General features: G+C 72.5%; 24 protein-coding genes. 8 read left to right on the top strand and 16 right to left on the bottom strand.

The features are described 5' to 3' along the window. Nucleotides 1-42: 42 nt before the first annotated feature. Nucleotides 43-582 (bottom strand): GNAT family N-acetyltransferase, encoded by a 540-nt coding sequence (locus O7611_RS21265; protein WP_194802310.1) that lies wholly within the window; start codon nt 580-582, stop codon nt 43-45. Nucleotides 583-659: 77 nt separating this feature from the next. On the opposite strand from O7611_RS21265, the gene O7611_RS21270 reads away from it, so the two are divergent. From O7611_RS21270 to O7611_RS21290, 5 genes are read left to right on the top strand one after another with little or no spacing between them, the layout of a single operon-like run. Beyond that, complete coding sequence (locus O7611_RS21270) at nt 660-1,583, top strand: ABC transporter ATP-binding protein (protein ID WP_269697470.1); 924 nt, start codon at nt 660-662, stop codon at nt 1,581-1,583. A 36-nt stretch (nt 1,584-1,619) separates the two neighbouring features. Then, complete coding sequence (locus O7611_RS21275; RefSeq protein WP_194802312.1) at nt 1,620-2,411, top strand: ABC transporter permease; 792 nt, start codon at nt 1,620-1,622, stop codon at nt 2,409-2,411. Then, nucleotides 2,408-2,965, top strand: a complete 558-nt coding sequence (locus tag O7611_RS21280) for a TetR/AcrR family transcriptional regulator (protein WP_194802313.1) — start codon at nt 2,408-2,410, stop codon at nt 2,963-2,965. The genes O7611_RS21275 and O7611_RS21280 overlap by 4 nt, the downstream gene beginning before the upstream one ends. Nucleotides 2,966-2,998: 33 nt before the next feature. Next, nucleotides 2,999-3,253: a type II toxin-antitoxin system Phd/YefM family antitoxin gene (locus O7611_RS21285; protein WP_194802314.1), complete on the top strand. Its 255-nt coding sequence runs from the start codon at nt 2,999-3,001 to the stop codon at nt 3,251-3,253. Beyond that, nucleotides 3,250-3,624 (top strand): type II toxin-antitoxin system VapC family toxin, encoded by a 375-nt coding sequence (locus O7611_RS21290; protein WP_194802315.1) that lies wholly within the window; start codon nt 3,250-3,252, stop codon nt 3,622-3,624. Before O7611_RS21285 ends, O7611_RS21290 begins: the two co-directional genes overlap by 4 nt. Nucleotides 3,625-3,627: 3 nt before the next feature. Here O7611_RS21290 and O7611_RS21295 read toward each other — a convergent pair whose 3' ends face one another. From O7611_RS21295 to ppdK, 10 genes are all read right to left on the bottom strand, one after another. Further along, complete coding sequence (locus tag O7611_RS21295; RefSeq protein WP_194802316.1) at nt 3,628-4,170, bottom strand: hypothetical protein; 543 nt, start codon at nt 4,168-4,170, stop codon at nt 3,628-3,630. Beyond that, nucleotides 4,170-6,065, bottom strand: coding sequence for a DNA primase (gene dnaG, locus O7611_RS21300; protein WP_194802317.1), 1,896 nt, complete (start codon nt 6,063-6,065; stop codon nt 4,170-4,172). Before dnaG ends, O7611_RS21295 begins: the two co-directional genes overlap by 1 nt. A 73-nt stretch (nt 6,066-6,138) precedes the next feature. Beyond that, the gene (locus O7611_RS21305) at nt 6,139-6,384 is read right to left on the bottom strand and encodes a helix-turn-helix transcriptional regulator (protein ID WP_013287928.1); all 246 of its coding nucleotides are present in this window, start codon (nt 6,382-6,384) and stop codon (nt 6,139-6,141) included. Nucleotides 6,385-6,394: 10 nt separating this feature from the next. After that, a complete protein-coding gene (locus tag O7611_RS21310; RefSeq protein WP_018787372.1) occupies nt 6,395-7,246 on the bottom strand; it encodes an ABC transporter permease in 852 nt (283 codons plus the stop codon). After that, nucleotides 7,243-8,217, bottom strand: coding sequence for an ABC transporter ATP-binding protein (locus tag O7611_RS21315; RefSeq protein ID WP_194802318.1), 975 nt, complete (start codon nt 8,215-8,217; stop codon nt 7,243-7,245). The genes O7611_RS21310 and O7611_RS21315 overlap by 4 nt, the downstream gene beginning before the upstream one ends. A gap of 44 nt (nt 8,218-8,261) precedes the next feature. Continuing rightward, complete coding sequence (locus O7611_RS21320) at nt 8,262-9,881, bottom strand: BCCT family transporter (protein WP_194802319.1); 1,620 nt, start codon at nt 9,879-9,881, stop codon at nt 8,262-8,264. Between the two features lie 196 nt (nt 9,882-10,077). Continuing rightward, nucleotides 10,078-10,914 (bottom strand): siderophore-interacting protein, encoded by an 837-nt coding sequence (locus tag O7611_RS21325; protein WP_194802320.1) that lies wholly within the window; start codon nt 10,912-10,914, stop codon nt 10,078-10,080. A 39-nt stretch (nt 10,915-10,953) separates the two neighbouring features. Continuing rightward, nucleotides 10,954-12,180: a deoxyguanosinetriphosphate triphosphohydrolase gene (locus O7611_RS21330; RefSeq protein ID WP_269697471.1), complete on the bottom strand. Its 1,227-nt coding sequence runs from the start codon at nt 12,178-12,180 to the stop codon at nt 10,954-10,956. After that, nucleotides 12,177-12,524 (bottom strand): VOC family protein, encoded by a 348-nt coding sequence (locus O7611_RS21335; RefSeq protein ID WP_269697472.1) that lies wholly within the window; start codon nt 12,522-12,524, stop codon nt 12,177-12,179. The genes O7611_RS21330 and O7611_RS21335 overlap by 4 nt, the downstream gene beginning before the upstream one ends. A 116-nt stretch (nt 12,525-12,640) precedes the next feature. Further along, nucleotides 12,641-15,376: a pyruvate, phosphate dikinase gene (ppdK, locus tag O7611_RS21340; RefSeq protein WP_269697473.1), complete on the bottom strand. Its 2,736-nt coding sequence runs from the start codon at nt 15,374-15,376 to the stop codon at nt 12,641-12,643. 386 nt (nt 15,377-15,762) lie between these two features. On the opposite strand from ppdK, the gene O7611_RS21345 reads away from it, so the two are divergent. Beyond that, nucleotides 15,763-17,580: a beta-N-acetylhexosaminidase gene (locus O7611_RS21345; RefSeq protein WP_442929392.1), complete on the top strand. Its 1,818-nt coding sequence runs from the start codon at nt 15,763-15,765 to the stop codon at nt 17,578-17,580. 582 nt (nt 17,581-18,162) lie between these two features. Beyond that, nucleotides 18,163-18,810, top strand: coding sequence for a C39 family peptidase (locus O7611_RS21350; protein WP_194801693.1), 648 nt, complete (start codon nt 18,163-18,165; stop codon nt 18,808-18,810). A 64-nt stretch (nt 18,811-18,874) separates the two neighbouring features. Here the strand turns inward: O7611_RS21350 and dusB are convergent, their stop codons facing one another. From dusB to O7611_RS21375, 5 genes are all read right to left on the bottom strand, one after another. Continuing rightward, on the bottom strand, nt 18,875-20,038 hold the full coding sequence (dusB, locus tag O7611_RS21355; RefSeq protein ID WP_194802325.1) for a tRNA dihydrouridine synthase DusB: 1,164 nt from the start codon (nt 20,036-20,038) through the stop codon (nt 18,875-18,877). A 37-nt stretch (nt 20,039-20,075) separates the two neighbouring features. Further along, entirely contained in the window at nt 20,076-21,500 is a 1,425-nt protein-coding gene (locus tag O7611_RS21360; protein ID WP_269697474.1) for an MFS transporter, read from the bottom strand. 156 nt (nt 21,501-21,656) lie between these two features. After that, nucleotides 21,657-23,036, bottom strand: coding sequence for a glycine--tRNA ligase (locus O7611_RS21365; protein WP_194802327.1), 1,380 nt, complete (start codon nt 23,034-23,036; stop codon nt 21,657-21,659). A gap of 113 nt (nt 23,037-23,149) precedes the next feature. Continuing rightward, complete coding sequence (locus O7611_RS21370) at nt 23,150-23,623, bottom strand: Rv0361 family membrane protein (protein ID WP_194802396.1); 474 nt, start codon at nt 23,621-23,623, stop codon at nt 23,150-23,152. A gap of 94 nt (nt 23,624-23,717) precedes the next feature. Then, nucleotides 23,718-24,059 (bottom strand): antibiotic biosynthesis monooxygenase family protein, encoded by a 342-nt coding sequence (locus O7611_RS21375; RefSeq protein ID WP_194802328.1) that lies wholly within the window; start codon nt 24,057-24,059, stop codon nt 23,718-23,720. Between the two features lie 27 nt (nt 24,060-24,086). On the opposite strand from O7611_RS21375, the gene O7611_RS21380 reads away from it, so the two are divergent. Continuing rightward, the gene (locus tag O7611_RS21380; protein ID WP_269697475.1) at nt 24,087-24,350 is read left to right on the top strand and encodes a DUF6703 family protein; all 264 of its coding nucleotides are present in this window, start codon (nt 24,087-24,089) and stop codon (nt 24,348-24,350) included. Nucleotides 24,351-24,423: the final 73 nt, after the last annotated feature.

Here is a 24,423-nt window from a genome sequence, read left to right on the forward strand (position 1 = left end):
GACCGCGCCGCCTCGACCGCGCCGGGGCGGGACCGCGTCTGCTCACGGCGTCCAGTCGCGTCGTAGCAGGCCGTAGATCGCCAGGTCGGTGAAGCCGTCGCCGTCGTACTCGCGGTCCCGTTGGGTGCCCTCGTGGACGAAGCCGCACCGCTCGGCGGTGCGTCGCATGGCCGTGTTGGCGGCGAGCGTCTCGATCTCCAGCCGGCGCAGGTTGCGGTTGCGGAAGCCGTACCGGCAGAGCAGCCGGATCACCTCGGTGCCGTAGCCCTGGCCGCGCGCCTCGGGGAGCAGGGTGATGCCGAGGTGGGCGTACCCGTTGAAGGCGTTGATGCCCCAGAGCACGCCGGTGCCGAGAAACGTGCCGTCGGCGACGGTCTCGGCCAGCAGCGACACCGGGGCGCCGGCTTCCGGCTGCTCGGCGGCGCGCTTCTCCAGCCGGGCCCGGACCTGGCCGACGTGGTGCGGCAGGAACGGTTCGTCGTCGGTGACCAGGTGCAGCTCCGGATCGGCGTGCAGCCGGAACAGGTCCGGCGCGTCGTCGGGGGTGGGGGGACGCAGGCGGACCCGGTCGGTGGCGAACATGCCGCGACGCTAACGGTGGGTGGGCAGGGCGACAACCGGATTTGGCTCCCCTACCGACCGGTCGGTAGGGTGGTGGCATGACTCCGCTCGTGCTCGCCACCGCCCTGACCAAGACCTACGGGACGCGCCACGCCCTGCGCGCGCTCGACCTGACCGTCGCGCCGGGCAGCCGGTTCGTCGTGCTCGGCCACAACGGCGCCGGCAAGTCCACGCTGCTGGAGATCATCGCGACGCTGCGCACCCCGACGTCCGGCTCGGTACGCGTCGGCGGCTTCGACACCGTCACGCAGGCGCGGGACGCCCGACGCCTGATCGGCCTCGCGCCGCAGTCGAACGCCCTGGACCCGCTCGCCACCCCCACCGAGGTGCTCGACTTCCAGGGCGTCGCGCTCGGGCTCGGCCGCCGCGAGCGGGCCCGCCGTACGCGCGAACTGGTCGACCTGTTCGGCCTGGGCGAGCACCGCTCGACCCGGGTCGCCAAGCTCTCCGGCGGCACCCGCCGCAAGCTGGACCTGGCCGTGGCGCTCGTCGCCGAGCCCGCCGTGGTGATCCTGGACGAGCCGACCACCGGCCTGGACCCGCTCGCGCGCATCGACTTCTGGACCGAGCTGACCCGTCTCAACCAGGCCGGCACCTCGCTGCTCATCTCGACCCAGGACCTGCACGAGGCGGACGTGCTCGCCACCGACATCGCCGTGCTCCGGGACGGCCGGGTGGTCGCCCAGGGCCCGCCGGCGTCGCTGAAGCAGCGCGTCGGCGCCCGCACGCTCACGCTCGACCTGTCCGGCGCCGCCGCCGCTGCCGCGTTCGCCGCCGCGTCGGAGGCCGGGTTCCGCGCCGACCCCGACCGCCCGGACCGGGTACGCCTCAGCGTGCCCGACGACCCGCGTGCCCTGGCGAAGGCCCTGACCGAGGCCGGAGACGCCGCCGCCGACATCACCCGGCTGCATCTCGCCGAGCCCTCCCTCGACGACGTCTTCGTCGCCCTCGCCGCCCGCTGAGGCGAGACCCCACCGCACCCCGAAAGGCCCGAACCCGTGCTCCCGCTGGCAGTCGCCCCGCCCCGCCGCTCTCCTGCCCCGGTCGTCCTCGCGGCGATCAGACGCTCCACGCGTGCCGTGCTCCGTACGCCCGCGCTGCTCGTCGCCCCCGTCGCCCAGTCCCTGTTCTTCCTGCTCGTCTACGCCGGGCAACTCGACGCCGTGGGCAGCACCTACCTGGACGGCACGAGCTTCATCGCGTTCCTGCTGCCGCTGATCCTGCTCACCGGCGTCGCCACCGGCGCGGGCGCCGCCGGCACGCTGGTGCTGGGCGACATCACCAGCGGCTACCTCGACCGCCTCCGGCTCGCCCACGGCACCACCACACCGTTCCTCGTCGGGCCGCTCGTGGCCGCGCTGGTCGCCGTCGTCCTCCAGATGGCGGTGACGATCGCCGGGGCCGCGCTGATCGGCTACCGGCCGGCGAGCTGGTCCGGAGTCGCCGCCATGCTGCTGCTGATGCTGGCCCTGGGCCTCGGTGTCGCGCTGCTGAGCATGGCGCTCGCGATCCGGTCGGCCTCGGCGTCGGCCACGAACCTGGTCACGCTCGCCGTGTTCGGCCTGTCGTTCTTCACCGGCGTGTTCGCGCCGGTCGACCGGCTCGCCGGCTGGATGCGGATGATCGCCACCGTCAACCCGCTCACCTATATCGTCGACACCGCCCGCCAACTCGGCGGCGACGCGTCGCTCACCGCGGCTCCGGCCGGCGTCACGGCGGTCGCCGTCCTCGCCGTCGCCGGAACCGCCGCCTGCGCGCTCGCCCTCCACCACGCGAGGAAGAACCGATGAGTCCCACCGACACCCGCACCCAGATCATGGACGCCTTCGCCGAGCAGCTCGCCGCGACCGGCTACCAGGGCATCTCCCTGGTCGGCGTGGGCCGCAGCGTCGGCATCCAGAAGCCGTCCATCTACCACCACTTCCCCGGCGGCAAGGAGGACCTGTACATCGCGGTGGCGGAACGGTACATCCGGGACGTCGGCGGCCGGATCGCGGCGGCGCTTGCCGAGCCCGGCGACGTGACGCACCGGCTGCACGCGCTCGCCGCCGTCGCCGCCGGGCAGCACGGCGACGCGATCACGTTCGAGCAGCGCATCTACGACACGCTGCCGCTCGTCTCCGCCGGGACCAGCGAGCACGTGTCGGGCCTCTACGTCGCGCTGATGCTGGAGCCGGTGACCCGGTTCTTCGCCGACGCGAAGGCCGAGGGCGCCGTCACCGGCGACCCGGAGTTCCTGATGAACGCGTTCCTGCACCTGGCCCGCGCGGCCGACCTCACCGACGAGACCGGACCCGCCCGGGTCGTCGCGCTCTTCCTCGACGGCGCCCGCCCACGTGCCTAAACTAAGTACTTAGCTAACTGAGGAGGTCGCGCTGTGTCTGCTGAGGCTGCGCACTACAACATGCATGACGCCAAGACCCACCTGTCGCGCATCATCGAGCGGGTGGAACGCGGCGAAGAGATCATCATCGACCGGGCGGGCACCCCCGTGGCGAAGGTCGTGCCGCTCGTGCGCCGAACCGACCGCACGGCGGTCGGCTCCCTCGCCGGGCAGGTGGACCTCTCCGGTGACTGGGACTCGCCACAGACCAACGCCGAGATCGCCGCCGACTTCGGAATCGGCGCATGACCCTGCTGCTGGACACCCACGTCGCGCTCTGGGCCATCACCGGCGACGCCACTCTCGGCGTCGAGTTCCTCGACCGGCTACGCCACGACCCCGATGTCTTCCTCTCCCCGGTCAGCCTCTGGGAGATCACCATCAAGCAGCAGGCGGGAAAGCTCTCCGGTCCTCCCGACCTCGCGGAACGGGTGCGGGACATGGGTTTCCGTGAACTCCCGGTGACCCACGACCACGCCATCACCGCGGGCCGCCTGCCGCCGCATCACCGGGATCCCTTCGACCGGATGCTGGTGGCGCAGGCGATCACGGAGAACCTGACCCTGGCCACCCGCGACGCCTCCATCCCGCTCTACGACGTCGACGTCCTCAAGGTGTAGGCCTCAGGCGTCGGCGGGGGCGGTGGCGGCCCGCGCCGCCGCGACCAGCCGGGCGGTCTCGGCGGTCACCGCCTCGTCGTCGGCCGGCGTCCCCGGGTCGTAGCGGACCGTCCAGGTCAGACCGTCGACCCCGGACACCCGCCGGGCCGCGATCCGCCCGGAGCCGCCGGGCACCTCGTGGTGCGAGGTGTACGCCACCGAGCCGGTGACCCGGGCCCGGACCTGGTGCGGCAGGTCACCCGGGTCGACTAGTAGGTAAGTCTCGGGGAGGCCGTCCGCGACCACCAGGTAGCCGTCGCGCTCGGCGACCGGCTCGGCCGGGGTGACCGTCAGCTCCCGGCCGGACCAGACCGCCTTGAGGATGTCGTGCCAGCCGAGGCGGTCCACCCGGCCGGGCAGCCAGAGCCCGCGGTTGCTGGCGACCAGCACGCCGTCGTTGCCGCCCTCGCCGGTGCCGGCGGCGGCCCAGGCGAGGACCCGCTCGTCGGCGGCCAGCGGCGGCCGGTCGGCCGAGGGCAGTTTCGGCCGGCGGTTGAACAGACCCATCACAAACCTCCGGCGGCCTGCTCGCGCAGTGCCCGTGCGTGCTGTTCCAGCGAGAGCAGTTCCCCGAACAGGGCGAAGTACTCGTCCTTGTTGCTCACCGGGTTGACTCGCTGGATCTTCGACTTCAGGTCACGGATGCGGCCGGTGACCGAACTCCACTGGAGCCGGGCCATGGTGATCGAGACGTACCGCGGGTCGGGCTCGCCGTCGATGCGCAGCGGCTCCACCGCCAGCTCACCGATCAACGCCTGCCCGGCCAGGTCGTCGCACGCGTCGCGGACCCGCTCGATCCAGACCGCGCCGCCGGTGGCGCCGGACGCCCCGCCGGCCGCTGCGACGGCGGCGCGTACCGCGAGGTGCACCGGATGCTGGTAGTCGGTCGCCTCGACCGCGTCGAACATCGGGCCGGCCAGGACCGGCTCCTGCAACGCAAGCTTCAGCGCCTCCCGCTCCACCATGGAACGCGGGCTGTCCACACTCGGCGCGGCCGGGCCGGAGCGGGCGGGTGCTGCGGGCGCGCCACCGGCCTGCGGCCCGTGCGCGGCGGCCAGCACCGCGCGCTGCACCGGCTCGATCTCCATGCCGAGGTCGCCGGCGAGTTTGCGGACGTACTCCGGGCGCTTCTCCCGGTCCTTGATCTTCGCCACGAGCGGCGCGGCGCGGCGCATGGCCTCGACCCGGCCGTCGACGGTGTCCAGGTCGAACCGGTTGATCACGTGCCGGAGCGCGAAGTCGACGAGCGGCTCCCGGCGGGCCACCAGGTCGCGTACGGCCAGGTCGCCCTTTGCCAGGCGCAGATCGCACGGGTCCATGTTGTCGGGGCTGACCGCGATGAAGGTACGCCCGACGAAGCGCTGGTCGTCCTCGAAGGCGCGCAGCGCGGCCTTCTGCCCGGCGGCGTCGCCGTCGAAGGTGAAGATGATCTCCCCGGCCCGCTCGTCGCTGTCGAACAGCACCCGGCGCAGCACCGAGATGTGGTCGCCGCCGAACGCGGTGCCACAGGTCGCCACCGCCGTCGGCACGTCGGCCAGGTGACAGGCCATCACGTCGGTGTAGCCCTCGACCACCACCACCTTGCCCTGCTTGGCGATCTCCCGCTTGGCCTGGTCGATGCCGTAGAGCACGTGCGACTTCTTGTAGATCGGCGTCTCGGGGGTGTTCAGGTATTTCGGGCCGTCGTCGTCGTCGAACAGCTTGCGGGCGCCGAAGCCGATCACGTCGCCGGTGATGTCCCGGATCGGCCACATCAGGCGGCGGCGGAACCTGTCGATCAGCGAGCCGGAACGGGCCGGGCGGGACAGCCCGGCGGTGACCAGCTCGTCGTGGGTGAAGCCCTGCTGACGCAGGTGCTTGGTGAGCAGGTCCCACCCGTCGGGGGCGAAGCCGCAGCCGTACCGCTCGGCGGCGGCCCGGTCGAAGCCGCGCCCGGCGAGGAACTCGCGGGCCGGGCGGGCGCCGGCGGTGGTGAGCTGGGCCCGGTAGAACTCGACGGCGGCGGCGTGCGCGGCCACCAGGCGCTGCCGCTGCCCCTGCTGCGGCCGGGGACGCGGCGCCGACCTGTCGTCCTCGACGTAACGCAACTGGATGCCGGCGCGGGCGGCCAGCCGCTCGACCGACTCGACGAAACTGAGGTGCTCGGCGTCCATCAGGAACTTGATCGCGTCGCCGCCGACCCCGCAGCCGAAGCAGTAGAACACGTTGCGGGCGGGCGAGACGTTGAACGACGGGCTCTTCTCGTCGTGGAACGGGCAGAGCCCCTTGAGGTTGCCGCCGCCGGCCGACTTGAGCGTCACCACCTCGGAGATGACGTCCGCGATGGCGGTGCGCTCGCGGACCAGCGCGATGTCCTCGTCCCGGATCCGCCCCGCCATGACCGCCACCCCCTCGGCGTACATCCTGCCCTGCCGGACCGACGTTCCGGCGGCCGGGGGGACGGGCGTGTGGCCGGCCACGCCCGTCCCCGCCGGCTCAGGCCGAGCGGGCCGCCGCGGGGTCGCCGATACGCGGGAACGGCTCGATCGAGAAGACCACCTCGACCGGCACCTCGAAGTACGCGGCGATGCGCAGCGCCAGGTGCAGGCTGGGCCGGAACTCGCCGCGTTCCAGGTAACCGACGGTCTGGTAGTGCACACCGAGCGCGTCGGCCAGTTGCCGGCGGGAGATGCCCCGTTCGGCGCGCAGCACCGCGATACGGTTGTGCACGGTCTCGCTCATCGACGCCCTCTCATCCGACCCGCTGCATGGCCCGCTCCCGCCGGGCCGCGACCCGCGAGCCGGACTCCCGGCGGGCCATCCGGCGCAGCACCACCGGGGCCAGCACGAGCCCGAGCACCGCCCAGGCGCCGAGCACGCCGACCGTCTCCAGGTGCCGCCAGGAGCCGCCGAGTTCGACAGCAGCGAGGTCGCCGGGGAGCAGCGCCGAGCGCATGCCCAAGCCTAGCCAGTAGAGCGGGAAGACCTGGGCGACGCCCTGGAGCCAGCCGGGCAGGCCGTTGATCGGGTAGAAGATGCCGGACAGCGCGATGAGACCGAAGATCGGCATCACCACCAGGCCCATGTTGCGGGGGTTCTCCACCAGCGAGCCGATCACCGCGCCCAGCGGCAGCGTCGCCACCAGTCCGAGCGGCACCACCCAGGCCAGCGTGAGCCAGGCGCCGGGGTCGCCGAGCCGCAGCCCGTCGAGGAAGAACAGCCCGGGCGTGAGCTGGATGACCACGCCGATCAGCGCGACCGCCGAGACCAGCACGATCTTGCCGACCAGGTAGCCGAGCATGCCGTCCGGGATCGCCTTGGCGCGCAGCAGCGTGCCGTCCTCCCGGTCGATGACGAGCTGGTTGGCCAGCCCGAGCAGGCCGCCGAAGAGCAGGCCCATGCCGAGCGCGCTGGGCAGCGTACGGGCGCCGAGCGAGAAGTCGGTGCCGGGCACCGTCGAGCCGCGCATCCAGAACACGGCGATCAGCAGCACCACGGTGGGGAAGAAGTAGGTCCAGAGATCCTGACCGTTTGTGAACGTGGCGCGCAGTTCGATCGCGCCGCGCCGCAGACCGGCCCGTAGCGCGTTGGTGGTCGGATTCATCGGTTCGCCTCCTGCTGCCACACCCGCTCGGCCCGGCCGGTACGGATGCCGGTCTCCTCCTCGTGCACCAGCGCCAGGTAAGCGTCCTCCAGGCTGGCCCGGCGCACCTCCAGCTCTCGTATCCGGTCGCCGTGCTCGCGGAGCAGGTCGCGCAGGAACGCGGTGGCGTCGGCGGTGGCGTGCACGTACCGCTCGCCGTCGCGGGTCCAGCGCACCTCGGCGTCCCCCGCGACGCGCCGGGCGAGCTGGTCGGGCGACCCCTCGGCGATGATCCGGCCGCCGGCCAGGATGAGGATGCGGTCGGCCAGCTTCTCCGCCTCGGCCAGGTCGTGCGTGGTCAGCACGATGGTGGTCTCGTCCAGGTCGGCCAGGCGGTGCACCAGCTCGTGGAACTCGCGCCGGGCGGCCGGGTCGAAGCCGACGGTTGGCTCGTCCAGGAACAGCAGTTCCGGCCGGCCCACGATGCCGACAGCGACGTCGAGCCGGCGGCGCTGACCACCGGAGAGCCGGGACACCCGGCTGCCGGCGTGCGCGGCCAGGCCCACCGTCTCCAGCAGCTCGTCCACCGGCCACGGGCGTGGGATCCGATCGGTGGCGTACGGCGCGTAGAAGTCGCCGAGGTGGGCCAGCAGCTCCCGTACCCGCCACTTGCCGTGGTCGCGCCAGGACTGCAGCACCACGCCCAGTCGTGCGCGCCACCGCTCGTCGCCGCGGGCCGGATCGGTGCCGAGCACGCGCACCGTGCCGGCCGAGGGCAGCCGGAAGCCTTCGAGGATCTCGATGGTGGTGGTCTTGCCGGCGCCGTTGGGCCCGAGCAGCGCCACCACCTCGCCCCGCCGGGCGGTCAGGTCGACGCCGTGCAGCACGTCGACGGCGCCGTAGCGCATACGCAGATCCCGCACGTCGAGGACGAGATCCTCGTCGGGCGGTCGGGGGGACGCGACGGCCCCGGGAAGTTCGACCGCAGTCATGCCTCGGAATGTAGCACCCATGCTACAAACAGAGGTACCCCCACTCAGGAGCGTGGGCGGTGGAACCAGCGCGTGACGGGGGCCGGTTCCTCCTCCTCGTACGACCGGGCCGCGTTCACCGCGGCGGCCAGGCCGGAGCGGCGGGGCCGGGGCCCGGTGCGCAGCATCGGATCGGCGGCCATCTCCCGGAGCACCGCGACGGCCAAGCCCAACATCACCACGACGAACGGCAACGCGACCAGGATGGTCGCCTGTTGCAGCGCGGCCAGGCCGCCGGCCAGCAGCAACGCCGCCGCGACCGCGCCGATCAGCACGCCCCAGAGCACCACCACCCCGCGATGTGGCCGCAACGCGCCCCGCGAGCTGAGCGAGCCGAGCACCAGCGACGCCGAGTCCGCGCTGGTGACGAAGTAGAGACCGATCAGCACCATGGCGAGCACGCTCGTCAGCGTGGCCAGCGGCAGCGCGTCGAGCAGCCCGAACAGCCCCTGCTCGGACCCGGCGTCCACGTCCGCCACCAGATCGCGGGTGCCGGTGGTCTGCGTACGCAGGGCGGTCCCGCCCATCACCGCGAACCAGACGGTGCTCGCGCCGCTGGGTATCAGCAGCACCCCGATCAGGAACTGGCGGACCGTGCGGCCGCGCGAGATGCGGGCGATGAACGTGCCCACGAACGGCGCCCAGGAGATCCACCACGCCCAGTAGAAGATCGTCCACGAGCCCAGCCAGTCAGGATCGGAGAACGCCCCGGTACGCGTAGACATGCGCACCAGGCCGCTCAGGTAGTCACCGACCGAGGCCGGCAGCACCTCCAGCGTGTAGACGGTCGGACCGACCACGAACACGAACAGCATCAGCACGACCGCGATCAGCACGTTCGTGGTGGACAGCCACTTCACGCCCCGGTGCAGGCCGGAGAACGCGGAGACGACGAACGCGAGTGTGAGCGCGCCGATGATCGTCAGCTCGACGGCCCGGCTGTCCGGCACGCCGGCCACCAGATCCAGGCCGGCCGCCACCTGGAGCGCGCCCAGACCGAGGCTGGTCGCGGAGCCGAACACGGTGGCGAAGACGGCGAGCAGGTCGATCGCCCGACCGAGCGGGCCCTCGGTCCGGTCCCCGAGCAGCGGCGCGAACGCGGACGAGATCCGGTTACCACGCCCCTTGCGGAACGTCGAGTACGCCAGCGCCAGCGCCGCGATCGCGTAGATGCCCCACGGATGCAGCGTCCAGTGGAAGAGCGTGTACTGCATCGCCGTCGCCGCGGCGGCACCGGTCTGCGGCTCGACGCCGGACGCGGGCGGCGGCGTCGCGTAGTGCTGGATCGGTTCGGCGACGGCGAAGAACACCAGGCCGATGCCCATGCCGGCGCTGAACATCATGGCGATCCAGGCCAGCGTGTCGAACTCCGGCTCGTCGTCGTCGGCCCCGAGTCGGACCCGGCCGAACCGGGAGGCGGCCACGACCACCGCCAGCACCAGGAAGGCGTCCGCCGCGACCACGAAGAACCAGCCGAACGTGCTCACGGTCCAGGCCAGGCCGGACTCGCCGAACCGGGCCAGCGAGCCCCGGGCGAACACGCCCCAGGCCACCACGGCCAGCACGCCGGCCACGCCGAGCCCGAGCACCACCCGGTCGACCCGCTTGCCCACGTCTTCCCCCATGTCCCCATCCTGGGCAGCGCAGCCGCCCGGGTAGGACGAAACGCCCCACTCCACACCTCCGTCGATCTTGGAGTTGTGGCGCCCGGAATGCCGGCTTCACGCCGGTGTCAGAGGTGCCACAACTCCAAGATCGGCGTCGGGAGCGGGGCGGCGAGGGCGCGGCGGGGCGGGGGCGGGGGGGGGTGGGGGTGGGGGGTCAGGACACGACGGCGGCGGATTCCTCGGCCTCAACCGCGGCGTTCCAGGCCGGCTTGGTGGACCGCCAGCCCTCGTCGTCCAGGCCCTGCCGCCAGTAGCCGGAGATGGACAGGTCACCCCGGGGCACGCCGCGCTCGACGCGCAGCAGCCGCCGCAGCTCCTTCACCGCCCCGGCCTCACCGTGCACGAACGCGTGTACCCGGCCGGGCGGGAACTCCAGCGCCCGGACCGCCTCGACCAGCGGCGCGCCGTACGGGCGCCCGTCGCGGTGCAGCCAGCGCACCTCGACCCCGTCCGCACCGGCCAGGGGCAGTTCGTCGGCCGGGCCGCCGACCTCGACGTACACCTTCGCAGGAACGCCCGCGGGCAGCCGTTCCAGGGCGGCGGCGATGGCCGGCAGCGCGCTCTCGTCGCCCGCCAGCAGATGCCAGTCGGCGGCCGGGTCCGGCGCGTACGCGCCGCCCGGCCCGGTGAACAACACCCGGTCGCCGGGACGCAGCGCCGCCGCCCACGGCCCGGCCACACCCTCGTCGCCGTGGTGCACCACGTCCACCGTCATCTCACCCGCCGCGGCGTCCCAGGCCCGGACGGTGTACGCGCGCAGGCGCGGCCACTGCTCCGCCGGGAACTCCCGCTTGATCGTCGCCAGGTCGACCGGGTACGGGTAGGTCACCCCGGCCGGCGGGAAGACGAACTTCACGTAGTGGTCGGTGTACGCGCCCACCGGCAGCCCGGCCAGCTCCGGACCGCCCAGCACGAGGCGGATCAGGTGCGGGGTGGGCCGCGTGGTCCGGACGACCGTGGCGGCGGTGAGCTTCTTCGGACGATCCGTCATGCCGCTTAGGCTAGCCTAAGCTCCGCGAGGACGATCCGGTCAGCTCGGCGACACCAGGCGGGCGTGCCAGGCCAGCGCGGCCGGATCGGTGAGCGAAGCGACCTGGTCGATCACCACGCGCAGCCGCGCGGCGTCGTCCGCCGCGTCCCGCCACAGCGGCGCGAACACCGGGTCGAGCACGTCCGGCGCCCGGTCCAACAGCGCCGCGACCAGCCCGGTCAGCACGTCCCGCTGCCGCCCGTAGCGGTCCTCGGCGCCGGGGCGGCGCATCACGTACCGCAGGGCGATGCCCTTGAGCAGCGCACACTGCGCCCGGATCCGGCGCGGCACCACCAGGTCGGCCTCGTAGCGGCGGTGCGGGCCGGGACCGTGGCGCTGCTGCGTGGCGGCCACCACGCCGGCGACGAACCGGCCGGTGAGCACGCTCGTGGTGGCCTTCAACGCGGCGAGCGCGCGGTGGCTGCCGTCGTACGCGGCCAGCGGGGCGAGCACCGGATCGGCGAGCAGGTCGGCCAGCACCTCGCCCAGGTCCTCCGGCGCCTCACCCGAGTAGGTGGCGGCCACGTCGGCGCAGAGCGCCCGCCGCTCGTCCGCGTCGGCCAGCAGCGGGCGCAGGTCGACGTACCCGCCGTGGATGCCGTCCTCGACGTCGTGCACCGAGTACGCCACGTCGTCGGCCCAGTCCATCACCTGGGCCTCCAGGCAGCGCCGGGCGCCGGGCGGGGCGCCCTCGCGCAGCCAGTCGAAGACCTGGTGGTCGTCGGCGTACACGCCGAACTTGCGCTCGCCGGGGCGGCGCGGCCACGGGTACTTGCTCACCGCGTCCAGCGCGGCCCGGGTCAGGTTCAGCCCGGCCGAACGCCCGTCCGGGGTGAGCACCTTGGCCTCCAGCCGGGTGAGCACCCGCAGCGTCTGCGCGTTGCCCTCGAAACCGCCGCAGGCGGCGGCCAGCTCGTCCAGCGCGTACTCGCCGTTGTGCCCGAACGGCGGGTGACCCAGGTCGTGGGCCAGCCCGGCGGTGTCCACCACGTCCGGGTCGCAGCCCAGCCGGGCGCCCATCTCGCGGGCGATCTGCGCGACCTCCAGCGAGTGGGTCAGCCGGGTACGCAGGAAGTCGTTCGTGCCGGCGGTGTGCACCTGCGTCTTCGCGGCGAGCCGGCGGAACGCCGCCGAGTGCAGCACGCGGGCGCGGTCCCGCTCGAACGGCGACCGGCCGTACCCGGTGTCCTTCGGCGCCTCGTCGACCAGCCGCGCCGCGTCGTTCACCTCTGCCGGAGTACGCAGAACTCGTTGCCCTCCGGATCGGCGAGCACCGTCCACTCCACGTCTCCCTGGCCGATGTCGACGTGCCGGGCGCCCATGTCGACGAGGCGCTCCACCTCGGCCTCCATGTCGGCCGGACGCAGGTCGATGTGCAGCCGGTTCTTCCCCTCCTTCGGCCCGGCGACCGGGACGAAGACGAGGCCGGGCAGCGTGTCGGGGGTCCGGCGGATCTCCACCTCGTCCGGCTTGTCGGTGATCACCTGATAGCCGAGGGCCTCCGCCCACCAACTGGCGAGCCGGGACGGGTCCCGGGCGTCGACTACCAGGTTCTCCCAGACGGCGGTCATGTGGACACCCCTCCTGATCGACACGCGGCGGAAGCTCAGGTTACGCCGAGGAGGCCGGAAAGGCGCGCCGGGCGTACGCGGGGCCGTCGATGAACACCGGCGGCCCCGCGTCCTCGTCAGCGGGAGTCGGAGCCGGTGGTGGTGATCGCCGCCCGTCCTGCCTCCAGGCGCGCCACCGGCACCCGGAACGGCGAGCAGGAGACGTAGTCCAGCCCGACTTCGTGGAAGAAATGCACCGAGTCCGGGTCACCGCCGTGCTCGCCGCAGACGCCGAGCTTCAGCCCCGGACGGGCCGCCCGGCCCTCCTCAGCGGCGATGCGCACCAGCCGGCCGACACCGTCGGTGTCGATCGACTCGAACGGTGAGATGCCGAAGATGCCCAGCTCCAGGTACCGCCAGAAGAACGCGCCCTCCACGTCGTCGCGGGAGAAGCCCCAGCCCATCTGGGTCAGGTCGTTGGTGCCGAAGGAGAAGAACTCGGCCGCCTCGGCGATCTGCCCGGCGGTCAGCGCCGCCCGGGGCACCTCGATCATCGTGCCGATCAGCACCTCGACGCCGCTGTCCCCGACCACCTCGGCGATGATCCGCTCGGCCTCGGCGCGTACCGTCTCCAGCTCCTGCACCGCCCCGACCAGCGGCACCATGATCTCCGGGCAGGCCTTGCCGCCGTCGCGGACGACCGCCACGGCGGCCTCCGCGATCGCGCGGACCTGCATGGCGAACAGGCCCGGGATGACCAGGCCGAGCCGGACGCCGCGCAGGCCCAGCATCGGGTTCTCCTCGTGCATCCGCCGCACGGCGGCGAGCAGCGCCTCCTCCTTGGCCACGTCCTCGCCACGCTCCTGGGCGACCGCGACGTTCACCGCGAGCTGCTCCAGCGGAGGCAGGAACTCGTGCAGCGGCGGGTCGATCAGCCGCACGGTGACCGGCAGGCCGTCCATCTCGCGGAAGATCTCGATGAAGTCGGCGCGCTGCAGCGGCAGCAGCGCCGCGAGCGCGTCCTCCCGCTCCTTCTCGCCGGAGGCCAGGATGAGCCGCTCGACCAGCTCGCGCCGGTCGCCGAGGAACATGTGCTCGGTGCGGCACAGGCCGATGCCCTCGGCGCCGAAGCGCCGCGCCCGGGCCGCGTCCGCACCGGTGTCGGCGTTCGTGCGGACCCGCAGCCGCCGCGCGGCGTCGGCGTGCGTCATGATCCGGTGTACGGAGCGGACCAGCGCGTCGTCGGTGTTCTCCGGGTCGAGTTCACCCTCGAAGTACTGCACCACCTCGGACGGCATGACCGGCACCTCGCCGAGGTAGACCTTGCCGGTGGTGCCGTCGATCGAGACCACGTCGCCCTCGTTCACCACGTGGTCGCCCACTGTGAACTTCTTCGCCGGCACGTTCACGTCCAGCTCGTCGGCGCCGGAGACGCAGGTCTTGCCCATGCCGCGGGCCACCACGGCGGCGTGGCTGGTCTTGCCGCCCCGGGACGTCAGGATGCCCTTGGCGGCGATCATGCCGTTGAGGTCGTCCGGGTTGGTCTCCCGGCGGACCAGGATCACCGACTCCCCTTCGGCGGCCAGCTCGACCGCCCGCGCCGAGGTGAAGACCACCTTGCCGGACGCGGCACCCGGGGAGGCGCCGATGCCCTTGGCGACCGCCTCGAACTCGTGGTCGAGCTGGAAGCGCGGGAACATCAGCTGGGCGAGCTGCGCGCCGTTGACCCGGTGAAGCGCCTCGTCCAGGTCGATCAGGCCCTCGTCGACGAGCTGCCCGGCGATGACGAACGCGGCGGCGGCGGTGCGCTTGCCGACGCGGGTCTGCAGCATCCAGAGCTTGCCGCGCTCGATGGTGAACTCGATGTCGCAGAGGTCCTTGTAGTGCTCCTCCAGCCGGGCCATGATGCCGAGCAGCTGGTCGTAGGAGGTCTTGTCGAGCTGCTCCAGATCCTGCAACGGCACCGTGTTGCGGATGCCGGCCACCACGTCCTCGCCCTGGGCGTTGGCCAGGTAGTCGCCGTAGATGCCCTGCGCGCCGCTGCCCGGGTCGCGGGTGAACGCCACACCGGTACCGGAGTCCGGACCGAGGTTGCCGAAGACCATCGCCACCACGTTGACCGCGGTGCCCAGGTCGGCGGGGATGCGCTCCTGCCGGCGGTAGAGGATCGCCCGCTCCGCGTTCCACGAGTCGAAGACCGCGCGGATGGCGAGGTCGAGCTGCTCGCGCGGCTCCTGCGGGAACTCGCGGCCGGTGTGCTTGGCGAAGATCTTCTTGTACGCGTCGACCAGCCCGCGCAGGTCGTCGGCGTCCAGGTCGAGGTCGTTGTGCGTACCCTTGGCGCTCTTGATCTCGTCGAGCGCGTGCTCGAACTCCTCGCCCGGCACCTCGCAGACGGTCTTGCCGAACATCTGGATCAGCCGCCGGTAGGAGTCCCAGGCGAACCTGTCTGCGCCGCCGGAGGCGGCCCGGTCAGCACTGCCGCCCGCCTGTCGTGCGAGTCCTTCGACGCTGCGGTCGTTGAGGCCGACGTTGAGGACGGTCTCCATCATGCCCGGCATGGAGAACTTGGCGCCGGAGCGTACCGAGACCAGCAGCGGGTCGTCCGGGTCGCCGAGGCGCCGGCCCATCTCGCGCTCCAGGGACTCCAGGTGCGCCTCGATCTGCGCGGCCAGGCCGTCCGGCTCGCGCCCGGTCGTCAGGTACGCCTTGCAGGCCTCCGTGGTGATGGTGAAGCCGGGCGGAACCGGCAGGCCGAGATTCGTCATCTCGGCCAGGTTGGCCCCCTTGCCGCCGAGCAGATCCTTGAGATCCTTGTTGCCCTCGGCGAAGTCGTAGACGTACTTCTGCTCGACCGAATCGTGCGCTGCCACCAGAGCCTCCCACGCGCGCCATTGACACTTAACGAAGGTTCAGTTCGGACATACCCCGGTAGTGACCACCGGCAATCCCGGCTCGTCAGCGTCGGTGGGCCGAAGGCTAGGCGAACTTCGAGAAACCTGGGAGCGTTCGGTGACTTTCGGCACAACGGTCACCACAATCCGCGTCCGTACGGGTTTTTGGGAACGCTTCCACGAGCACGATCACGCAATTCCGATTCCCCTCGTACTCTGGACGTCACTGCATCTCGCGGAACCTGACCTTTGCCATATCCCGCGCGAATACACCCCTCGGAGCCGTCGCCGTGCCGACAAACCCCGCCGCCCCGCAGATCGGGCCGGAGCCGTCCGACACCCCTCCCACCAGCCCTTCCGTCGACCTGCCGCCTTCGGAGGCGTCCTCGCCCGGCGCGCCCGCCCCGGCATCTCCCACCGGCCTGACCGGTGGGGCGGCGCCCTCCTCCCCCGGCCTGACCGGTGGGGCGGCGCCCGCCGACGGCCTGCCGGGTGTGGCGGCGTCCTCCGCCGAGTTGGCCCGGGCCGCCGCGGGCCGGGCCGCCGGGGCGCTTGCCGGGCCGGCGCCGGTCCGGCTCGACGACGTGGTGCCGGCGCCCGAGCAGGTGCGCCCCGACCCGGCGGGTGACTTCACGCTGGACGCGGACGCGGTGCTGCGGGTCAGCCCCGCCGGGCGGGACGTGGCCGAACAGCTCGCCGGCTGGCTGCGCCCGGCCACCGGCTTCCCGCTCCCGGTCACCGACACCACCGAGGGCGGCCCGCTGACGCTCACGCTGTCCGCGGCGGTTTCCACCGGGGCCGGCGGATCGGGCGGCCCCGGCAGCTTCGGCGGCTCCAGCGAGTCCGGCGGTTCCGGCGGGCCGGGCGACGTGCGGCTCGGGGACGAGGGCTACCGCCTCGACGTGACCGCCGACGGCGTGCGGATCACCGCCGCCGGCCCGGCCGGGTTGTTCCACGGGGCGCAGACACTGCGGCAGCTGCTACCCGCGCCGATCGAGAACCCGGCCGCCGTCGCCGCGCGCTGGGCGATCCCCGGCGGCACGATCGTCGACCGGCCGCGCTTCCCCTACCGGGGCGCCATGCTCGACGTCGCGCGCCACTTCTTCCCGGTCGAGGACGTACTGCGGGTGATCGACCACCTGGCCCGCTACAAGCTCAACCACCTGCACCTGCACCTCACCGACGACCAGGGCTGGCGGATCGCCGTCGACTCCTGGCCCCGGCTCGCCGAGGTCGGCGGCACGACAGCGGTCGGCGGCGGCCCGGGCGGCTGGTACACCCGTGACGACTACCGCCGCATCGTCGCGTACGCCGCCCGCCGCCACGTGACTGTGGTGCCCGAGATCGACCTGCCGGGCCACACAAACGCGGCGCTCGTCGCGTACCCCGAACTGGCGCCCGGCAAGGTCGCGCCGCCGCCTTACACAGGCACCGAGGTCGGGTTCAGCTTCGTCGACCCCGCCGACGAGCGGACGTACGCCTTCGTCGCGGACGTGGTCGGCGAGGTGGCCGCACTGACGCCCGGGCCGTGGCTGCACCTGGGCGGCGACGAGGCGTTCAAGGTGCCGGCCGACAGCTACCGCGCGTTCGTGGCGCGGGCGCAGCGGCTGGTCGCCGCCACCGGCAAGACCGTCGTCGGCTGGCACCAGCTCGCCCCGGCCGAACACGTCGACGGGCGCGTCCTGCAATGGTGGGGTACGAACGGCGACGACCCGGAGACCGCCGACGCGGTACGCCGGGGCGCCCGGCTGATCCTCTCCCCCGGTAACCACGCGTACCTGGACATGAAGTACGCCCCGGACACCCCGATCGGACACGACTGGGCCGGTCTGATCGACGTACGCCGGGCATACGAGTGGGATCCGGCCAGTCACGTGCGGGGCGTACCGGCCGAGGCGGTGCTGGGGGTGGAGGCCCCGCTGTGGACCGAGTCGGTCACCACGCTGGCCGAGGTCGAGTTCATGCTCTTCCCGCGTCTGCCCGCCGTCGCCGAACTCGGCTGGTCACCCCGCGAGACGCACGACTGGTCAGGGTTCCGCAGCCGGCTCGCCGGCCAGGGCCCGCGCTGGACCACCGCCGGCATCACCTTCCACCAGTCCCCCGACATCCCCTGGCCCACCACCCCAGCCCAGATCCCCACCCAGCCCACTGCCCACCCAGCCCCCTCCCCACCCACCCCCTGACCGCGCGGAGGCACCCACCCGCGTCACCCCGCGGACGCCAAACCCGGTCGATCATGAAGTTGACGGCGACAAACCGGACACAAGACGCCGCCAACTTCATGATCGTCGCCCAAGGCGACTCGCTGCCCTCCCCTCGGGCGGGGACGGGCCGGGTGGCTGCGGTGAGGGCGGGCGGGGTCGGTGTCGGCGGCGGGGCCGGTGGGTTGGGTGTCCGGATTTCGGGTGGTGGGGGTCACCGGTGGGGTGGAATCGGGGGTGGGTGCGGGGCGTTGTACATGGCAGACCGCGCCGCACCCACCGACCGCCCGCCCCCTCGGGCCGGGAATCGGGCCGGGCCGCCGGTCGTTACATCACCCGGGCCGCCGAGCAGGCCGACCGCCTGTCGAGCCGGCCCCACCGCCGGGCAGCGCCCCCGGGAATGACCCCGGGCCCCCGGTCGTTACATCCCCGAGCCGCCGGAGCAGGCCATCCCCCTGGCCGCCCGAGCGAGCCACCGGCCCCCCGACGCACATACCGGGCCACCTGATCTTTCTTCGCGGCATCCCCCATCGCCGCGTACCCCCGACAGAGAGGCAACTGATCATGGCTACCACTCTGCTGCGTAAGACCGTTCTGACCGCTGCTGGTGTCGTCGCCACCGCTGGTGGCATCGCCGGCCCCGCCATCGCCGCCCAGGCCACCCCGGCCGAGCGCGCCGCCGCCCAGGTCACCACCGACCGCAAGCACGGCGAGCGGGAACTGGACGTACGCTACGAGGCGCAGCCCAACTTCTACTTCTGCGGCCCGGCCGCGGCCCGCAACGCACTGAGCGTGCAGGGCAAGAACATCGACGTGCACGCGATGGCCGAGGAGATGGGCACCACCGAGGACGGCACCAACTCCATCAACGACATCACGCCGGTGCTGAACAAGGAGACCGGTAAGGACGTCTACAAGTCGACCGAGATCCCGGTGGACAAGGCCGGTGACAAGGTGGAGAAGCTGCGCGCCGACGTGGTGCGCACGGTCGACGACGGCCGGGCCGTGGTGGCGAACATCGCCGGCACCGCGACCGACACCGACGGCAACGCCCACTCGTTCGAGGGTGGCCACTACATCAGCGTGGTCGGCTACCGCGACGGCGGGAAGGTCGTGACGATCGCCGACTCGGCCAACCCGAACCAGGCCTCGTACCGCATGGACGTGGACGCCCTGGCCCACTGGATCGCCAGCCGCGGCTACAGCTCCTGACCGAGTGACAATGCCGAAGGGCCCGACCCCAGAACAGGGGTCGGGCCCTTCGGCGTGTCCGGGGTCAGCCGCCGGAGTCGTCCAGCTCGGCGCCGTCGGGCGGGGTGTCGTCGTCGCGGCTGGCCAGCCAGCCGTCGGGCAGGAAGACCTTGCCCGGGGAGTTGGTGCGGCCGCGCGGCTGCCCGAGGTTCTCCACCGGGAACGGTACGGCCGGGTCGAGCTTGCCGAGCAGGTCGTCGAGCTGCGCCAGGCTCTCGATCATGGCGAGCGAGCGGCGCAGTTCGCTGCCGATCGGGAAGCCCTTCAGGTACCAGGCGACGTGCTTGCGGAAGTCGGTGCAACCGTCCCGCTCGCCCCGGGCCGGGTTGCGCGCACCGGCCACGAACTGCTCCACCAGCAGCTCGGCGTGCCGCCGCATGGTCACCGCCACCTCGCCGAGGCTCGGCAGCCGCCGCTCGGCGCTCCCGTTGAACGCGGCCTCCAGGTCGGCGAACAGCCACGGCCGGCCCAGGCAGCCGCGCCCGATCACCACACCGTCGACGCCGGTGTGCGCGACCATCCGCAGCGCGTCGTCGGCCTCCCAGATGTCGCCGTTGCCGAGCACCGGCACGTCGAGCGCCGACTTGAGCGTGGCGATCGCGTCCCAGTCGGCGGTGCCGGAGTAGCGCTGCGCGGCCGTACGCCCGTGCAGGGCGACCGCCGCGACGCCCGCGTCCTGCGCGGCCAGCCCCGCCTCGACGTACGTCAGGTGGTCGTCGTCAATGCCCTTGCGCATTTTGACGGTGACCGGCACCCCGGCGGGTGACGCGGCGTCCACCGCGGCCTTGACCAGCCGGGCGAACAGCCGGCGACGCCACGGCAGGGCCGAGCCGCCACCCTTGCGGGTCACCTTGGGCACCGGGCAGCCGAAGTTGAGGTCGATGTGGTCGGCCAGGTCGCGCTCGACCACGATCCGTACGGCGGCGGCGGTGATCTCCGGGTCGGTGCCGTAGAGCTGGAGGCTGCGGGGCTGCTCCTCGGCGCCGAAGGCGATCATGCGCAGCGTCTTCGGGTTCCGCTCGACGAGCGCGCGAGTGGTGATCATTTCGCAGACGTAGATGCCGCCGCCCTGCTCACGGCAGAGCCGGCGGAAGCCGACGTTGGTGATCCCGGCCATCGGCGCGAGCACCACCGGCGGCCACACCCGGTGCGGGCCGATGGTCAACGCGGGCAGGATCGGAGCAGTCACCTGACCAGTGTAGGGAGGGGTTCTCGGGTATCGACGCCTACCGGGCCGCCACCCGCTGCGGCGCGGGCTCCGGCGCGGTCCCGGGGTTCCCCGCCGGCATGATCAGCAGCAACGCGAGGACGCCCAGCCCACCCGCCACGGCGCCGAAGAACTGCACGACGCCGTAGCCGACCCCGGCGGCGAGCAACGTGAGGAAGACCGCCACGGAGACGGCCCCGGCCACGTGGGTGGTCGACTCGAACACGGCCGAGGCCGTTCCCTGGTCGCCCGGCGGTGCGTCACCGACACACACGCGGGTCAGCCCGACGTAGATCGGACCGGCGCTGAGCCCCCAGGCGACCAGGATCGTCGTCACGAGGATCAGCGGGCCGCCCGCGTTGACCGCCACCAGCGCGAGCGTGACCGCGCACAGGGCAAGCGCCACCGCGACGACCCGCCGCGCGCCGAACCGGCGGATCAGCGCGCCCGCCGGAGCGGCGCTGACCAGCGCGCCGAGCAGCACCGGGGCCAGCACCAGCCCGGCGCCCGCCGGGGACAGGCCGTGGATCTCCTGGAGGTAGAGACTGCCCACGACCACCACCACCGCGTACGCCGCCGAGTGCGCGGCGAAGGCGAGGCAACCGGCGACCAGCGGGCGCGACCGGAACAGGGACGGCCGGACCAGCGGGTCGGCCACCCGCCGCTCGACCCGCACCAGCAGGAACAGCAGTACCAGGGAGGCGGCGACAGCGCCGAGCCCGACCGGGTCCGGACCCGACTCGGCGATCCGGTTGGCACCGAAGATCAGCGCGAGCAGCATGCCGGTGGCGAGGACCGCGCCGGCGAGGTCCAGCCGCTGCCGGCCGCCCGGTTCGGGCCGGCTCGCCGGCAGCAGCAGCCGGGCCGCCACCATCGCCACCAGTCCGACCGGCACGGTGGCCAGGAAGACCCAGCGCCAGCCCAGGTGCGAAGTGATCAGGCCGCCGACGATCGCCCCGGCCAGGCCGGCCGTGTTCGCGGCGGCGGCGACCACCGCGAACACCCGGCTGCGCCACGGCTCGTCGGGGAAGAACGTCGCCGCCGAGGCCAGGGTCGCCGGGATGGCGAGGGCCGCCCCGGCGCCCTGCAACACCCGGCCGAGCAGCAGCGGGAACAGCGCGGTCGCCAGCCCGGCCAGGGCCGAGCCGAAAGTGGCCAGCGCGAGGCTGACGACGATCAGGCGGCGGCGCCCCCACAGGTCGCAGAGCCGGCCCCCGAGCAGCAGCAGGCCGCCGATGCTCAGCGAGTACAACGTGACGACCCACTGGAGGCGGGCCGGGCCGAGGCGGAACTCGTCACCGATGCGCGGCAGCGCGGTGGCCACCGCCAGGCTGTCGAACAGCACCAGGAACATGGCGCTGGCCAGGACCAGTGCGGTGGGCCACCGATGCGCCACCACCGCGGGCGCCGGGGTGACAGTCGGTCCGCTGGTCGCCTGCCGCATCTCGCCCCCTCCGCTGCCGGTGAGGGATCTGCTACCCGGCGCTCCCGCCGGCTAACGCCACCGGCCTCGCGGGATCCAGACATGTCGACCTGTCGTCCCCGCGCGGAGGACATGAAGAAGGGCGCCGTCGGCGACGGCGCCCTTCTTCGTGCGACGTCAGCAGCCGGGCAGGCGCTCGATCAGGTAGCGCTCGACCTGATCCAGCGAGACGCGCTCCTGGGCCATCGTGTCCCGGTTCCGGACCGTCACGGCGTTGTCGTCGAGCGTGTCGAAGTCGACGGTGACGCAGAACGGCGTGCCGATCTCGTCCTGCCGGCGGTAGCGGCGGCCGATCGCCTGCGAGTCGTCGAACTCGACCACCCAGCGCTTGCGCAGGTCGGTGGCGAGCTGCTTGGCCTTCGGCGACAGCGCCTCGTTGCGCGACAGCGGCAGCACGGCGACCTTGACCGGGGCCAGGCGCGGGTCGAACCGCATGACGGTGCGCTTGTCCACGCCGCCCTTGGTGTTCGGCGCCTCGTCCTCGTCGTACGCCTCGAGCAGGAACGCCAGCACCGCGCGGGTGAGGCCGGCGGCCGGCTCGATCACGTACGGCATCCAGCGCTCGCCCTTGCCCTGGTCGAAGTACGACAGGTCGACGCCGGAGTGCTTGCTGTGCGTGGACAGGTCGAAGTCGGTGCGGTTGGCGATGCCCTCCAGCTCGGCGAACTCGCTGCCGCCGAACCGGAACCGGTACTCGATGTCGACGGTGCGCTTCGAGTAGTGGGAGAGCTTCTCCTTGGGGTGCTCGTAGAAGCGCAGGTTCTCCTCGGACAGGCCCAGGTCGAGGTACCAGTTCCAGCGCTCCTGAAGCCAGTACTCGTGCCACTGCTCGTCGGTGCCGGGTTCGACGAAGAACTCCATCTCCATCTGCTCGAACTCGCGGGTCCGGAAGATGAAGTTGCCCGGGGTGATCTCGTTGCGGAACGACTTGCCGGTCTGCGCGATGCCGAACGGCGGCTTCTTGCGGGCGACCGTCTCCACGTTCTTGTAGTTGACGAAGATGCCCTGGGCGGTCTCCGGGCGCAGGTAGTGCATGCCCTCGTCGCTCTCCACCGGGCCCAGGTAGGTCTTCATCAGGCCGTTGAACATCTTCGGCTCGGTGAAGGTGCCCTTGTTGCCGCAGTTGGGGCAGTTCAGCTCCGTCAGCGAGGTCAGCGGCTTGCCGTGCTTGGCCTCGTACGCCTCTTCCAGGTGGTCGGCCCGGAACCGCTTGTGGCAGGACTGGCACTCGGTGAGCGGGTCGACGAACTCGGCGATGTGGCCGCTGGCCTCCCAGACCTTGCGGGCCAGGATGACCGCCGAGTCGAGGCCGACGACGTCGTCGCGCTGCTGCACCATGGTCCGCCACCACTGCCGGCGGACGTTCTCCTTCAGCTCGACGCCGAGCGGACCGTAGTCCCACGCCGACCGGGTGCCCCCGTAGATCTCGCTGGAGGGAAAGACGAAGCCCCGGCGCTTGGCGAGGCTGGTGACGGCGTCGATACGGTCGGCTGGCATGTTTCCTCCTACGCCGGCTGGCGGTCGGCGCGGTTGAGATGGATGGAACCGGGCTGTTCGGGACAACGGTACGACCGTGTCCGTCCCGAGCCCAGCAGAATACCGGGGGCCGGTCAGCTCACCCCGCAGACCTCCACGCCGCCCGTCTGCTGGTCCGGTGCCAGCGTCACGGTCTGCGCCTCCCGGCGGCCGCCGGCGAGTGTGACGTCCACCGGCACGGTGAGCGTGTTGAGGTCGACCTCGCCGACCCGGTAGCCGGAGATCTGCGGCTCGGTCGCCACCCGCCGCTCGAACTCGCGCCGGGGCTCGCGTCGCCGGATGTCGTCGCAGAGCGTGTCGTACGCCTTGGACCACTCCCGGGCCACGAGCGCCTGGTAGTAGTCGTTCGTGACGGCCCGGCCCTGCTCGCCGATCGCCTGGGCGTTGCTCACGGCCAGGCCGACCACCGCGGCGCCGCCTCCGCCGCAGCAGATCAGCACTGCGAGCGCGCCCGCGCCGAGGCCGAGCCAGAGCCGGGTCCGCCCGCCCTCGGTGGGCGGGGCGGCGAACGGCGGCACGGCACCGGGCCCCTGCGGCGGCGCGGGCACCCCGGGGTCCGCCGGCGGCGCGGGCGGAACTGACGACGGGGGTGGCGCGGCCGGTCCGGGAGCGGTCATACGCGCCAGGGTAGTGCCCCGGCACTCAGCGGTACGGGCCTGCGGCACGATCGCTGGCGACGACGACGATCTCCCCCTCCGGGGCGGCGCCGGCGAGCGTCTCGTACGCCGACGGCTCGTCCACCGATCGGGCGAGCAGCGGCACGGCGGTGACCTTGACGTCGAATCCGCCGAGCGCCCGGCGGTACGCACCGACCGACTCCCACTCGGTGACCAGGAGCCAGTGGTCCGGGTCGTCGAGCGCCCGCAGCAGTTCACCGCGCAGGTAGCCGGGGCGGGCGGCGAGCGCGGCCAGCGCGGCGTGCGCCTCCCGGGTGAACTCGTCCACCGTTTCGGCTTCCACCACGAACCGGTTGGTGACCAGCACGGCGTTCCTCCTCGTAGAGTTTGTGGCATGCAGCGTACGCAGAGTCCCGTGCTGTCCCGGCTGGCACGGCTCAACCCGACGGCGGTGTTCCTGGCCGCGCTGGCCCTGGTGCTTGTCGGCCTGTTCGCGCCCGGCCCGGCGGGTGGCGTCCTGCTGCTCGTGCTGGCCGGCGGGCTGGTCTGGCTGATGTCGGTCACCTGGCCGGTGCAGGCCCCGGCGACCCGGATGCTCCGGCTGGTGATGTTGACCTTGTTGATCGCGGTGGCGCTGGCGAGGCTCATGGTCGGCTGACCGCACGAAGCAGAGCCGAGCTGACCTGCGCTGACATGCAATCATGCGTTTTTGACAATAGTTTTCGTTGTCG

It is taken from the genome of Micromonospora sp. WMMC273 (assembly GCF_027460285.1).
GTDB lineage: Bacteria > Actinomycetota > Actinomycetes > Mycobacteriales > Micromonosporaceae > Micromonospora > Micromonospora aurantiaca.